The organism is Nocardia callitridis (genome assembly GCF_039543305.1).
GTDB classification, from domain to species: Bacteria; Actinomycetota; Actinomycetes; order Mycobacteriales; family Mycobacteriaceae; genus Nocardia; species Nocardia callitridis.
The window spans coordinates 215996-230680 of sequence record NZ_BAABJM010000007.1 but is presented as its reverse complement, the minus strand read 5'-3'; the positions used below and the strand labels follow the sequence as shown (position 1 = coordinate 230680).

The 14685-nt window shown below is 67.1% G+C and carries 8 protein-coding genes; 6 read left to right on the top strand and 2 right to left on the bottom strand.

The features are described 5' to 3' along the window. The first annotated feature begins 182 nt into the window (after positions 1–182). Both ABEA50_RS27210 and ABEA50_RS27205 read left to right on the top strand, forming a co-directional pair. On the top strand, positions 183–731 hold the full coding sequence (locus tag ABEA50_RS27210) for a gluconokinase (RefSeq protein WP_345499031.1): 549 nt from the start codon (positions 183–185) through the stop codon (positions 729–731). Next, on the top strand, positions 728–2407 hold the full coding sequence (locus ABEA50_RS27205; RefSeq protein ID WP_345499030.1) for an AMP-binding protein: 1680 nt from the start codon (positions 728–730) through the stop codon (positions 2405–2407). Before ABEA50_RS27210 ends, ABEA50_RS27205 begins: the two co-directional genes overlap by 4 nt. A 10-nt stretch (positions 2408–2417) precedes the next feature. Here ABEA50_RS27205 and ABEA50_RS27200 read toward each other — a convergent pair whose 3' ends face one another. Next, complete coding sequence (locus tag ABEA50_RS27200) at positions 2418–2609, bottom strand: DUF4177 domain-containing protein (RefSeq protein ID WP_345499028.1); 192 nt, start codon at positions 2607–2609, stop codon at positions 2418–2420. 199 nt (positions 2610–2808) lie between these two features. Here ABEA50_RS27200 and ABEA50_RS27195 point away from each other — a divergent pair, with 199 nt between their 5' ends. Further along, the gene (locus ABEA50_RS27195; RefSeq protein WP_345499027.1) at positions 2809–3624 is read left to right on the top strand and encodes a DUF3159 domain-containing protein; all 816 of its coding nucleotides are present in this window, start codon (positions 2809–2811) and stop codon (positions 3622–3624) included. 92 nt (positions 3625–3716) lie between these two features. Here the strand turns inward: ABEA50_RS27195 and ABEA50_RS27190 are convergent, their stop codons facing one another. Continuing rightward, positions 3717–4466, bottom strand: coding sequence for a TetR/AcrR family transcriptional regulator (locus ABEA50_RS27190; RefSeq protein WP_345499025.1), 750 nt, complete (start codon positions 4464–4466; stop codon positions 3717–3719). Positions 4467–4576: 110 nt separating this feature from the next. On the opposite strand from ABEA50_RS27190, the gene ABEA50_RS27185 reads away from it, so the two are divergent. From ABEA50_RS27185 to ABEA50_RS27175, 3 genes are all read left to right on the top strand, one after another. Beyond that, a complete protein-coding gene (locus tag ABEA50_RS27185) occupies positions 4577–6370 on the top strand; it encodes an ABC transporter ATP-binding protein (RefSeq protein WP_345499023.1) in 1794 nt (597 codons plus the stop codon). Next, positions 6367–8082, top strand: coding sequence for an ABC transporter ATP-binding protein (locus tag ABEA50_RS27180; RefSeq protein ID WP_345499022.1), 1716 nt, complete (start codon positions 6367–6369; stop codon positions 8080–8082). Before ABEA50_RS27185 ends, ABEA50_RS27180 begins: the two co-directional genes overlap by 4 nt. Positions 8083–8807: 725 nt before the next feature. Beyond that, complete coding sequence (locus ABEA50_RS27175; RefSeq protein WP_345499020.1) at positions 8808–14276, top strand: ATP-binding protein; 5469 nt, start codon at positions 8808–8810, stop codon at positions 14274–14276. The last annotated feature ends 409 nt before the right edge of the window (positions 14277–14685 follow it).

The window sequence follows — 14685 nt, the reverse complement described above, 5'->3', positions numbered from 1 at the left end:
TGTTCGAAGCCGACCCGCCACGGTCGCCCGCACGTAGCTGCACCCGGCCCGCACCGCCGTATCACAGACGTCGACCACGACTCGGCATGAAACAGATCGCCGAAACCCTTCGACGGTTGCCGGTACCCCTGCGAGTGGGGCAAGGTCGAGGAACAGATCCATGCACGGCGAATAGGATTTCCATGGCCAGCGAGCATCGAGCGCACCTGGTGGTGATGGGGGTGTCCGGCTGCGGAAAGACGACCATCGCGGGGCATTTCGCCGCGTCGGCCGGTGCCGAGTTCCTGGATGCCGACGACCTGCATCCTCGGGCGAACATCGCGAAGATGGCCGAGGGGATCGCGCTCACCGACGCGGACCGGAGGCCGTGGCTGGCGGCTGTGCGCGAGGAAATGCGTGCGCGGGCAGGGGGTTGCGTGGTGGCGTGTTCAGCACTGCGGCGGCAGTATCGCGACGTGTTGCGGGAGGCCGCCGAAACGGTGGCGTTCGTCCATCTGCGCGGTTCGCCCGCCGTGATCACGGCCCGGCTTTCGACACGCAGCGGCCATTTCATGCCGACCGCTCTGCTCGATTCACAGTTCGCTTCGCTGGAGTCGCTGGAACCCGACGAACTCGGAATCGTGCTCGACGCCCAGGACACACCGGCCGAAATCGTGACGGCGGTAGGCGAATTCACCCTCGCGGCCGGGATCGATCTCGCGCCTCGCACCCCAGGCGGTGAATCCGCATGACGAACTCCGAGTCCCGGCTGGAAGCCGCACAACCCTCCGTCTTCGCCGACCTGCTGCTCGCGCGCGCCGACGACGACCACCCCGGCCTGCTCTTCGAGGACTCGCGGTGGACCTGGCGGCAGGTGGTGGACGAATGTTTCACTCGCGCAGCCGTTCTGACCCGACTTCGCCGACCCGAGCGAATGTTCCACGTCGGCGTGCTGTTGGAGAACGAACCGGAGTACATCTTTCTGCTCGGCGCGGCAGCCCTGTCCGGCGCGACGCTGGTCGGCATCAATCCCACGCGACGCGGCACCGAACTCGCCGCCGACATTCGCGGCACCGACTGCGATCTGATCGTCACCGACAGCGGACAACTCCCCCTGCTCGCCGGACTCGACACCGGTGTCGACGCGGACCGCGTGTTCGAAATCGACTCCACGACATGGTCGGATCTGGTCGCGGCGGGACGCCGACAACCCGCACGAGTGACGCCCGCGGCACGCGAACCGACCACCCGATTGCTGCTCACCTTCACCTCGGGATCGACCGCAGCACCCAAGGCGGTGATCTGCTCGACCGGAAGGCTGGTCAGGCTCGCCACGTCCAATCCGTTCGGGATCACCCGTGCGGACGTCACCTACAACGCCATGCCACTGTTCCACGGCAACGCGATCATGGCGTGTTGGGCACCGTCGGTGCGTGCGGGCGCGACGTTCACCATGCGCCGCAAATTCTCGGTCTCCGGATTCTTGCCCGATATTCGGCGATTCGGCGCCACCTACTTCAACTATGTCGGCCGCTCACTCGCCTATCTCTTGTCGGCACCGGAATCGCCGCTCGAGTCGGATACCGCGCTGCGCCTGGTCTTCGGTACCGAGGCGGCGCCGCGTGACCGTGCCGAGTTCGAACGTCGATTCGGCGTGCGGCCGACGGAAAGCTATGGCTCGAGCGAAGGCGGGGTGGTCATCCGAGTGAGCCAGGATTCGCCACCGAACTCGCTGGGGCTACCACCCGAGTCTATGCGGGTCGAAATTCACGACACCAGCGGAAACCAGTGCCCAAGAGCGCATTTCGATGCCGAAGGTAAACTACTCAATGCGTCGGAGGCCATCGGCGAGATCGTCAACACCGCCGGCGCCGCGATGTTCGAGGGCTACTACAGGAACGCCGCCGCGACCCGAGAACGATTACACGGCACGGTGTTTCGCACCGGAGACCTCGGATACCGCGACGATTCGGGATTCTTCTATTTCGCGGGCCGAGCCAATGATCGAATCCGGGTCGACAGCGAAAACTTCTCCGCGGCACCGGTAGAACGCATCCTGGCGCGATTTCCCTGCATAGCACTGGTGGCCGTGTACGCGGTCCCTGACGCGCGCACCGGGGACCAGGTCATGGCAACCGTCGAACTCGTCCCCGGCAGTCGATTCGATCCGCAAGCCTTCGGCGAATTCCTCTCCCGTCAAACAGATCTCGGTACCAAATGGGCACCCCGCTACCTCCGCCTCATCGACCAGATGCCGGTCACCGCCACCCGCAAGATCGACAAAACCACCCTGCGCCGCGCCGCATGGTTGGTCGATGACCCGATCTATCTCCGAAGAACCGAGTCACCGAGCTATCGCAGCCTCAACGAACAGGACATCGTCGAACTCACCGCCGAGTTCACCCGCTACGGACGCGCACCTCGGTGAGGGCACACTCCTAGCCGCGCAAGCGTTTCAGGATGATGCCGATCTCGATGGCCTGACCTGAGCCGAAGCTGGGGGCTACGGTACTGACTGTTTCCCAGCCGTCGCGGCCGAGTTCGTTGAGGTCGGTTTCGATTTGCCTGTAGTCGAAGCCCTTCAGCTTCAGCTTGTAGGTGAGCACCTTGTGTTCCCATTCGGCGGCCATGTGGAGGTCCTTTCGCTGGTGGATGGGGTGTATTGGACATCGTGCCGCTGCGGCACAGTCAAACAGCGGGCCGCGAGTCGGCAGGTTCGGAGCGGCAGGCAGTAGAAAATGTGAAGTGGATCACTCTGTTTTGGGGTTGAGTATGCCGCTACGGCACGGCTTTAGCTGGTTTCAGCGCAATCGAAACGAGAGGGACGACATGGCAAAGCACCGCCCCCACGGCGAGAGCCTCGACGCAGTCGGCGACGAACACCACATGCCGCGCACCGACATTGCCGTCACCCCTTACCTCGCAGCTGAGAAGCCAGCCGCTTCCGCACTCAACCACCGGGAGAACGACATGACCACCCTCGAGGTCGCCCACACCGCCGATACCGACGTGAACGATGCCGATTCGGCCGAGCCCGCCAACCTGCAACAGGCCATGCTGGATGGAATGGGCGGCACGAAGGGCATGGTGTACTCGGCCCTGCCGGTCATCATCTTCGTGACGGCCAACGCCTTCCTCCCATTGCCGATCACGATCGGGATCTCGATCGCCGCCGCCGCCGCGCTCACCCTGTGGCGTCGACTGCGCGGAGAAGCGCTCATGTCGGCCTCGGGCGGACTGTTCGGCGTTGTCGCCGCGAGCGCCGTTTCCTTGTGGACCGGCTCGGCCAGTGGCTTCTTCCTGATCGGCATCTGGGCCTCGGCGGCAGGAGCCCTCGTTACGCTCGGCTCGCTACTGGCCCGCCGACCACTGACCGGCGTCATCTGGAACGCCGTGCACGGCGGTAAGCACGAGTGGCGCGCGGATCGACCGACGCTGCGCGCCCACGACGTCGCCACCGGCGCGGCGCTGGCCGTGTTCGCCGCACGCTTCGCGGTGATGCAATGGCTGTATGTGTCCGACGCGACGGGCTGGTTGGGTGTCGCGAAGATCGCGACCGGCACGCCGCTGACGGTCCTCGCCGCCCTGGTGATCGTCTGGGCATTCCGCCGCAGCACCAAGCGACTGATCAAGGCCGACAACTGAACACGAGACACCATTCCCCGGCACCGGCCCGGCGGTAAACGGCATCGTTTACCGCCGGGCCGGACGTATTCGAGCATGACGCGGCGGGACCGTCAGCGCACAGACTTCGGTGGGAGGAGTCCGTTGACCAAAGCGGTGATGCCCGCGCGGTGGGTGTCGCGGGCGGTCAGCTCGTCCCAGCGGTCGGCGACGGCGGCGAGGGTGGGCAGATCGCCGTCGGCCGTGAGGTGGGTGAGCGCTTCGTCGCGGTCGAAGGGGCTGTCGGGGCGGGACTTTCGGCGTTCCCGGCTGGTGCGCAGGATGAGTGCGCCGACGATGTAGTACCAGAGGGTGCGGTAGACGTCGACGGATTGTTCGGGGGTGGCGCCGCAGTCGACGGCGGCGGCCATGATGGTTTCCACCAGCGGCATGGCCGAGGGGACGATGAGTGCGTCACCGGCGAGCACCTCGACGATCCATGGTCGTGCGGCGAGCTGTTCGTAGAGCATGCACGCCACTTCGAGCAATCGCTGCCGGGGATCGTCGGAGAATTCCAGCGGGGGAATCTGCTCGGCGTGCGCCTCCATCAGCAGCAACAGCAGCTCGTCCTTGTCGCGCACGTGGTGGTACAGCGCCATCGGGGTGCTGCCGAGCTCCTTGGCCAGACGCCGCATGGACAGCGACTCGGGGCCCGCTGTGCGTAGCAGTCGGTCGGCGGCCGTGACGATCGACTCGCGTGAAAGTCGCGCGGGGCGGCCGACCTTCGCCTTGGGCGCCGGATCTTCAGCCTTGGGCGCCGGATCTTCAGCCCTGGGCACTGAACCTTCCGCCTTGGGCGCTGGATCTTCGGAGTCTTCGGGCATCGACCCATCTTCTCGTAACCGTTGTTGAAGCGCGCCTTCGACCGGAACCTTCCCATCGTTGGACGTGCGCGCTAATATTATTATACGCGTACTAAAACTACGGGAGAGTTATGACAACGACCGACATCGGTGCGGCACCCCCACCGCCCACCGCCGCACCGAGCCTGGCCACCCTGCTGCGTCCTTACCTGCCGAGCTTCGCGACGGTGGTGGTCGCGCAAGTCATCGGCGCCGTGGCGGGGATGGCACCACTGCTGGCCGTAGTCGAACTCGGACGAACGCTGTTGTCGCCCGACCCGATCGACCACGGCAACGTCTGGTTCGTGGTCGCCGCGGGCGCGATCGGGCTGTTCGTGCGGCTGCTGTTCACCGCGGCATCCTCCGGCGTTGGTCATCTGCTCGACGCCGAGGTGGAGCTGTCGTTTCGGCGACAATTGGCCGCGCGGCTGGGACGGGTGCCGATCGGCTGGTTCGCCCGCCGCAAGACCGGCGAGTTGGCGAAAGTCGTCGGCAATGACGTGAGCGCGGTGCACCCGCTGATCGCGCACACACCGGGCGAACTGGTGTCCGCGTTCGTCGTCCCCGCCGTGTCGTTGATCTACCTGTGCACCGTGGACTGGCGCCTGACGCTGATCACCTTGATCCCGGTCGCGCTCGCGGTGGCGCTCGTGCCGCTGATGATGACCTCGGGCCGGCTGCGTGAACAGCGGGATTTCGACGCGGGGATAGCACGGATCGCGAGCTCGGTGATCGAGTTCACACAGGGCATCGCGGTAGTGAAGGCGTTCGGTGGCGGTGAGCGCGCACACAGCAGATTCGCCACCGCCGCAGACGAATTCACCGACACCTTCGTGCGGTGGGTGCGCGGCATCGCCGGTATCGCCGCCGGGATGCAGTTGGCCCTTTCGCCACCGTTCGTCCTGGTGGTGGTGCTGCTCGGTGGCACATCGCTGATCACGACCGGATCGATGACCCCGGCCGACCTCCTGCCGTTCCTGCTGCTCGGATTGGGTTTGACCGCGCCGGTCGCGGCACTCGGCCACGGTTTCGACGACATCCAGGCCGCGCGTCGGGCGGTCGACCGAATTCGCGACGTACTCGCGGTGGCACCACTGCCCGAACCGGAGCACCCGACCGCCCCGCACGGGCATCGGGTGCGGTTGCGCGGAGTGCGCTTCGGCTACGACGACGAACACGAGGTGCTGCGCGGCATCGACCTCACCCTCGAACCCGGCACCACCACCGCCCTCGTCGGCCCCTCCGGCAGCGGCAAATCCACACTGGTGCAACTGTTGCCGCGATTCTTCGACCCGGCCGACGGTTCGGTGCTGCTCGGCGAAGTGGACCTGCGCGACATCGGTGCGAGCGAGCTGTACCGGTGGGTGTCGTTCGTCTTCCAGGACGTCCGATTGCTGCGCGCCTCGATCGCCGACAACATCGCACTCGCCGTGCCGCACGCCGATCGCGACGAGGTAGCACGGGTGGCGAAGCTGGCGAACATCCACGACCGAATACTCGAACTGCCGCACGGCTACGAAACGGTGATCGGCGACGAGGTCAAGCTCTCCGGCGGTGAAGCGCAACGGATTTCGATCGCCCGCGCGTTGCTCGCCGATACCCCGGTGCTGGTGCTGGACGAGGCGACCTCGTTCGCCGACCCGCAGACCGAGCACGCGGTGCGCGGTGCGCTGGCCGGTCTCGGCGGCGAACGCACCACCCTGGTGATCGCGCACCGACTGGAGACCGTCGCCGATGCGGACACCGTCGTCGTACTCGAGGACGGGCGGATCGTCGAGCAAGGCCCGCCCGCCGAACTACGCGCCCGCAACGGAAGATTCGCGGAGTTCTTGCGCGCGCAACAGTCCGCGAACGTGGACACGAGGCAAGGAGAACAGGCCCGATGATCAGGACGCTACTGCGTATCCTCGGCGAACAGCACGCGCGACCGGTACGCAGCACCCTCGCACTGATGACGACGACCGCGATCGTCGAAGGCTTGTCCTACGCACTGCTGGTCCCCATCCTGCGAGCACTGTTCGGCAACACCCCCGCCGATGCTTGGCCGTGGTTGATCGCGTTCGGTGCGACGGTGGCCGGTTACGCGGTATTGCGTTACCTCAGCGACCTTTCCGGGTTTCGCGTGGCGGCAACCCTGCTGCACAGCGTGTTTCATCGATTCGGCGACCACCTCGTCCGGCTACCACTCGGCTGGTTCACCGCGCGGCGCACCGGCGAGGTGTCGACGCTCGGCAGCGAGGGCGTATTGGGTGCGATGAGCGTGATCGCGCACCTGCTCGGGCCGTTCACCTCCGCCTGCCTGACACCGCTGACCATCGTGGGCGTCATGCTCGCCTTCGATTGGCGAATGGGTGCGGCGGCGCTGGTCGCGGCGCCGATCGTCGCCGTCGTCCAGCGGGTGTCCGCACACTCGATGACCGCCGCCGACGCCGAACGCAGCGAACGGGCGGACGAGGCCAGCGGGCGGGTCATCGAATTCCTCCAGGCTCAACCGGTGCTGCGCGCGGGTGGACGAAGCACCGAACGCTTCGGCATGCTCGATGACGCCCTGTCCGGCATTCGGCGCGCGGCGCGGCGCTCCTCGGTGTCGGCGTTGCCAGGCATCGTCGCGCTCACCCTTACCGTGCAGGCGATGTTCACCGCGCTCCTCGCTCTCGGCGCCTATCTGGTGATCGGTGGAAACATCGGTGCGGCAGAGCTTCTCGCGATCCTGGTGCTCGCCGCGCGCTGCGCGGACCCTTTGCTCTCGCTGACCGACATCGCGGGCAAACTGCGCGCCGCGCGCACCGAACTCGACCGGCTCGACGTCCTGTTCGCCACCGCACCCCTGCCGCAGCCACACACACCGAGCACACCTACCGACGGTGGCGTCGAATTCGACTCCGTGGTGCTGAGCCACGGTGGACGCACCGTGATCGACAACGTCTCGCTGTCGGTGCCGAGCGGTGCGCGCGTCGCCGTGGTCGGCACCTCGGGTGCCGGTAAGACCACGCTGCTGCAACTGCTCGCCAGGTTCTACGACGTCGACCGCGGAGTCGTGCGAGTGGGCGGGGTCGATGTGCGGTCGATCGACACGGAAACGCTGATGCGTCAGCTCGCCATCGTTTTCCAGGACGTGTACCTGTTCGACGGCACCATCGAGGAGAACGTGCGCCTCGGCCGCCCCGACGCCGACGCCGCCGAGGTGCGAGCCGCCGCGACGGCGGCACAATTGGACGAGGTGATCGCGCGCCTGCCCGACGGCTGGGACACCAAGGTCGGCGAAGCGGGCGCAGCACTGTCCGGTGGTGAGCGCCAACGGGTTTCGATCGCACGCGCGCTGCTCCACGACGCACCGATCGTGCTGTTGGACGAAGTGACTTCCGCGCTGGACCCGGTGAACGAGGCAGCCGTGCACGCCGGAATCGAACGCCTGATGGCGGGGCGCACCGTGCTCATGATCGCCCACCGCCTGCACACCGTCCGCTACGCCGACCACATCGTCTTCCTGGACAACGGCCGCATCGTCGAGCAGGGCACACACGAGGAACTACTGCGCCACGGCGGACGCTACGCGCAGTTCTGGAACGTCGCACTGGCACCCGCGGCAGGTGCGTGAGCGGACTGAACCGGGTGCGCGGCGATTTCGCCGCGACGCGCGGATCGAACCGGGTGCGGCCCGACACCCCGCACCGCGACCGAGAGCTCACGCCACCCGCCGCCACTCACCCGCGGCAGGTGCGTGAGCAGACCGAACCGGGCGCGCAGCGATTTCACCGCGACGCGCGGATCGAACCGGGTGCGGCCCGACACCCCGCACCGCGACCGAGAACTCACGCCACCCGCCGCCGCCCGCATCGATTACCCCCGTAACCCCGGCACACCCCGTCGAGCACGACGTACCCCGCCGGTAGCCACACTCGCCCGTCGAGCGACCGCACGACAGCGAGATTCCCGAGAACGCCGGACGTCGCGCCAGCAGGTGCGCGACGTCCGAGCCGTCTTCGCGGCGGCAATGTCGCACAGATACTCGCCGAAACCCTTCCCCAGTGCAGCGGGCATAGCCAATCCCGATCGGACCAGCGCACACCGAAATTTCACAAATACCGACGGGTACCTACCCATACGGTTGACGGTGAAAGAGCACGGTTCTAGCCTCCGCGTGGTGAACAGTGCTGACCACTGACGGTAATCATCTGGGAACTTGCCACGATAGAGCCAGTATTACCCCGATCACACCCGCTTACGTGTAGTAAAAGGTCCACGCCCGCAAACGCTTACACGCCACCGTGGGCCGCCGCCCACCGACCGGGCCAATGCAGACGAAGAGGAAGGAGTCGGCGAGTGTTCAGGCGCATCGCCATCGTGAACCGCGGAGAGGCCGCCATGCGGCTTATCCACGCTGTCCGAGACTTGGCCGCGGAGACCGGGCAAGCGATTGAAACCGTCGCTCTACACACCGATGTCGACCGGAGCGCGACCTTCGTGCGCGAAGCCGACATCGCCTACGACCTCGGCCCCGCCGCCGCACGCCCCTACCTCGACCTCAAGAAGCTCGAGCAAGCGCTGGTCGCCACCGGCGCCGACGCCGCGTGGGTCGGCTGGGGATTCGTCGCGGAAGACCCGGCATTCGCGGAACTGTGCGAACAGATCGGCATCACCTTCGTCGGTCCGAGCCCGGAGGCCATGCGCAAGCTGGGCGACAAGATCGGCGCGAAGTTGATCGCCGAAGAAGTCGGCGTCCCGGTCGCACCGTGGAGCCGCGGCGAGGTGGAATCCGTCGAGGCCGCCAAGGAAGCCGCCGAGCGAATCGGCTACCCCCTCATGTTGAAGGCGACCGCGGGCGGCGGTGGGCGCGGCATCCGCGTCATCACCAACGAAGCCGAACTCGTCGACGCCTACGAACGCACCAGGCAAGAGGCCGCCCGCTCCTTCGGCAGCGGCGTCGTCTTCCTGGAACGCCTGGTCACCGGCGCGCGCCACGTCGAGGTCCAGGTGATCGCCGACGGTCAAGGCACCGCGTGGGCGCTCGGTGTTCGCGACTGCTCGGTGCAGCGGCGCAACCAGAAGGTCATCGAGGAATCGGCTTCGCCGGTGCTCAGCGCGGAGCAGGCCGCCGACCTGAAGGGTTCGGCCGAGCGCCTGGCGCTCGCGGTCGGCTACCGCGGCGCGGCGACCGTCGAATTCCTCTACCACCCCGGCGATCAGCTGTTCGCCTTCCTCGAGGTCAACACCCGGCTACAGGTCGAGCACCCGATCACCGAGTCCACCACCGGATTCGACCTCGTCAAGGCCCAATTGTGGGTGGCATCGGGCAACACGCTCGACGGCGAGCAGCCCGCCGAACGCGGTCACGCCATCGAGGCAAGGCTCAACGCCGAAGACCCCGACCGCGACTTCGCACCGGCCCCCGGCCGCATCGCCCGCCTGGATCTGCCTGCGGGACCCGGCATCCGAGTCGACACCGGAGTCAGCGAAGGCGACACCATCCCCGCCGACTTCGACTCCATGATCGCCAAGATCATCGCCTACGGCAGCGACCGTGACGAAGCGCTCGGCCGGCTGCGGCGCGCGATGGCCGAAACCAGGGTGATCATCGAGGGCGGCGCCACCAACAAGAGCTTCGTGCTCGATCTGCTCAGCCAGCCCGAGGTGATCGACGCCAGCGCCGACACCGGCTGGATCGACCGGGTGCGCGGCGAGGGCAGGCTGGTCTCGCACCGGCACTCCGCCGTCGCCCTCGCGGCCGCGGCGATCGACGCCTACGAGGACGCCGAACAGGGCGAACGGCAGCGGTTGCTCTCCTCGGCCTCCGGTGGACGACCACAGGTGCAGCACGAGAGCGGACAACCCCTCGATTTCGAATTGCGCGGCGCGAAATACCGCCTGCGCGTGGCACGTATCGGCGCGCACCGATTCCGGATCGGCATCGAAGCGGGCGAGGACATCCACACCGCCGACGTCGACCTCGAGCGCTTCGACCGGCACACCGGACAGGTCGTCGTCAACGGCACCCGATACAAGCTCACCACCGGCACCCACGGTCCGGTGCACCTCGTCGACGTCGACGGTGTGATGCACCGGGTCAGCCGCGACGAAGGCGGTGTCGTACGCTCCCCCGCGCCCGCACTCGTGGTCGCGACGCCGTTGCAGGTCGGTGCCGAGGTCGAGGCGGGCGCCCCCGTGCTTGTCCTGGAGAGCATGAAGATGGAGACGGTGCTGCGCGCACCGTTCAAGGCGCGGTTGAAGGAATCCGTCGTCACCGTCGGTAGCCAGGTCGAGACCGGTGCGCCGCTGTTGCGGCTGGAGCCGATCGCCGACGACGAAGACGCGGCCGACGCGCAGACCGAAGCCGCCGAGTCCGTCGAACTGGACCTGCCCGCGCGGCCGACCGAGATCCACGCCTTCGAGCGGACCGCACGCGGCCAAGAGGATCTGCGCAGCCTGCTGCTCGGCTTCGACGTCGACCCGCACGACGATCGGCGCGTGCTCGACGATTACCTCGCCGCGCGCAGGACCGCGATCGCCGACGATCGCCGACCGCTCGGCGAAGAACTCGAACTGATCGAGGCGTTCATCGACCTCGCCGAACTCAGCCTCAACCGGCCTTCGGGTGAGGACGGCAGCCACGGCCACGTGCACAGCGCCCGCGAGTACTTCCACACCTACTTGCAGAGCCTCGACGTCGAGCGGGCCGGGTTGCCGGAGTCGTTCCAGGCGAAGCTCGCCAAGGCGCTCGGGCACTACGGCATCAGCGAATTGGAGCGCACACCGGAGTTGGAGGCCGCGGTCTTCCGCATCTTCCTCGCTCAGCAGCGTCCCTCGGCCACCGTCACCGTGATCACCACGCTGTTGCAGGAGTGGCTGCGCGAACCGCTGCCCGACCGCGCGCTGCGTGAGCCGGCCGGTTTGGCACTGGAGCGACTGGTCGGCGCCACCCAGGTGCGTTTCCCGGTGATCGCCGACCTCGCACGCGGTCTGGTCTATGCCTGGTACGGCCAGCCGCTGCTGCGGCGCAACCGTGCCCGCGTCTACACCAACGCGCGCAAGCACCTGAGTCATTTGGACGCACACCCGGATTCGGCGGATCGCGGCGAGCGCGTCGCCCAATTGGTGCGCAGCACAGAACCTTTGGTGCGGCTGCTCGGACAGCGCCTGGTGCGCGGCAAGTCCGACAACACTGTCATTCTCGAGGTACTGACCAGGCGTTACTACGGCAACAAGGGCCTGACCGGTATCCGCACCCACGACGTGAACGGGCAGACGTTCGTCATCGCGGGGCGCGGTGAATCCAGCCTGATCTCCGCTGCGGTGAGTTTCGACGCCCTCGACCTCGCGTTGCGTGGGCTCACCGAATCCGCCGAAGGCGCCGACACCGTCGACGCCGACATCTACCTGAGCTGGGAAAACCAGCCCGCCGACTTCGACTCGATCGCGGCGGCACTGCACGAGGTGATCCGCGCGCACCCCTTGCCGGAACGGGTTCGCAGGATCACCGCCACCGTGGCGGGCAGCGGCGCCTCGGTGATGCACCACCACTTCACCTTCCGCCCCTCGGCGACCGGTATGACCGAGGAACGCCTCATCCGTGGCCTGCACCCCTACATCGCGCAGCGGATGCAGATCGAGCGGCTGAGCAAGTTCGATCTCACGCGCCTGCCGTCCTCGGACGACGACGAGATCTACCTGTTCCGTTGTGTCGCACCGTCGAACCCCAACGACGACCGGCTCGTCGCGTTCGCGCAGGTCCGCGACCTGACCGCCTTGCGCGAGCAGGACGGCCGCCTGGTGGCGCTGCCGACGGCCGAGAACACGGTGGCGACCTGCCTGGATTCGATTCGGCGCGCGCAGTCGCGGCGGCCGTCGAAGAAGCGGTTCAACACCAACCGCATCGTGGTCTACATCTGGCCGCCGAGCGACCTCACCCGCGATGAGCTGCAGTCGATCGTCGGGCGCATGGTGTCGAAGACCGCGGGCACCGGGTTGGAGGAGATCGAGCTCATCGGGCGTCAGCGCGAGGAGTCCGGCGACCTGCGCAAGGTTTCGGTGCGGATCACCTTCGACGCCACCGGCGGGACCGACGTCATTATCGGCGAGCCCTCCGACGAGCCGGTCGAACCGCTCGACGAGTACCGCCAGAAGGTGTTGCGCGCCAGCAGCCGCAACACGGTCTACCCCTACGAGTTGACCAGCCTGCTCGGCGATTTCACCGAACACGACCTGTCCGACGAGTACACCTTGGTGCCGGTCGACCGGCCGAAGGGACGCAACAAGGCGGCGATGGTCGCCGGTGTGGTCACCACCCCGACCGCGCAGCACCCCGAGGGAATCACCAGGGTGGTGCTGCTCGGCGATCCGACGAAATCGCTCGGCGCGCTGTCGGAACCGGAGTGCCGCAGGATCATCGCCGCCCTCGATCTCGCCGAAAGCAAGCAGGTGCCACTCGAGTGGTACGCGCTGTCTTCGGGTGCGCGGATCTCGATGGAATCCGGCACCGAGAACATGGACTGGGTGGCGGCCGCGCTCAAGCGGATCGTCGAGTTCACCCAGGACGGCGGCGAAATCAATATCGTCGTCTCCGGCATCAATGTCGGCGCGCAGCCGTATTGGAACGCCGAGGCCACGATGCTCATGCACACCAAGGGTGTGTTGATCATGACGCCGGAGTCGGCGATGGTGCTCACCGGCAAGCAGGCACTGGACTTCTCCGGTGGTGTTTCGGCCGAAGACAACTTCGGTATCGGCGGCTACGACCGGGTGATGGGTCCGAACGGCCAGGCGCAGTACTGGGCGCCGAACCTGCATGCCGCACGCGCCGTGCTGATGTCGCACTACGACCACACCTACGTCGCGCCGGGTGAGCAGGGGCCGCGTCGGGTACCGACCACCGACCCCGCCGACCGCGATGTGCGGGAGTTCCCGCACACGGTGGCCGACAGCGAATTCACGACCGTCGGACAGATCTTCTCGGCCGAGTTCAACCCGGACCGCAAGAAGCCCTTCGATATTCGGACCGTGATGCGCGCGGTGTCCGATCAGGACCATCCGGTGTTGGAGCGCTGGGCTGGCATGGTCGACGCCGAGACCGCGGTGGTGCAAGACGTGCACCTCAACGGTATTCCGGTGAGCCTGCTCGGGATCGAGTCGCGCAATGTGGTGCGCCGTGGGTTCCCGCCCACCGACGGCCCCGACGCCTACACCGCGGGCACGTTGTTCCCCCGGTCGTCGAAGAAGGCGGCGCGGGCGATCAACGCGGCCAGCGGCAACCGGCCGCTGGTGGTGTTGGCGAACCTGTCGGGCTTCGACGGCTCCCCGGAGTCGCTGCGCAAGCTGCAGTTGGAGTACGGCGCCGAGATCGGTCGCGCGATCGTGAACTTCCAAGGGCCGATCGTGTTCTGCGTGATCTCGCGGTATCACGGTGGTGCGTTCGTGGTGTTCTCGAAGGCACTGAACCCGAACATGACGGTGCTCGCGCTCGAGGGCTCGTTCGCCTCGGTGCTCGGTGGCGCTCCCGCCGCCGCCGTGGTGTTCGCCGGTGAGGTGAGCACGCGTACCGCCGCCGACGACAGGGTGCGCGACCTGGAAGCGCGTACCGCCAATGCCGCGGGCCCCGAGCGGGCGACCCTGGCCGCCGAACTCGACGAGACCCGCTCGTCGGTCCGCACCGAGAAGCTCAACCAGGTGGCCGCGGAATTCGACCGGGTGCACAATATCCAACGCGCCGTCGAGGTCGGTTCGGTCGACGCGGTGGTCAGCGCCGCCGAACTGCGTCCACGCATCATCGAGGCCATCGAGGGCCGGTTGAACGGCTGACGCTGAATCACGGACAAACCGCGCGGTGGTGACGATACGAGTTCGTCACCACCGCGCGGTTTTTCGCTCTCACGGTGACCGCGCACTGCCACCACCGTCAGCACTCCGCCGAGGCCCTCGGTCACGAAAGACATTGCTGGACAGGCGCTCTCACCGTCCAAGGCCACACTGCTGTGGCACGACGTTTCCGCCGTCGATACCGGCGCGACCTCGTGTTCACGGTCGAAGGCGCAATAGGCACCGGTGCGCCCAGCCTCGAGCGCGTGGCATAGGGAAACGACCGCGGTAGGCGCGGTGCTTTCGGTACCACCGGTCGAGTGCCCCCATGAGCCCGGTGACGGAGCCCTCGTCGTCGGCCCATGCGCCATAACTGTCGGGGCGGGCCAGTCGTCCAGTCGGGTGCTTCTGA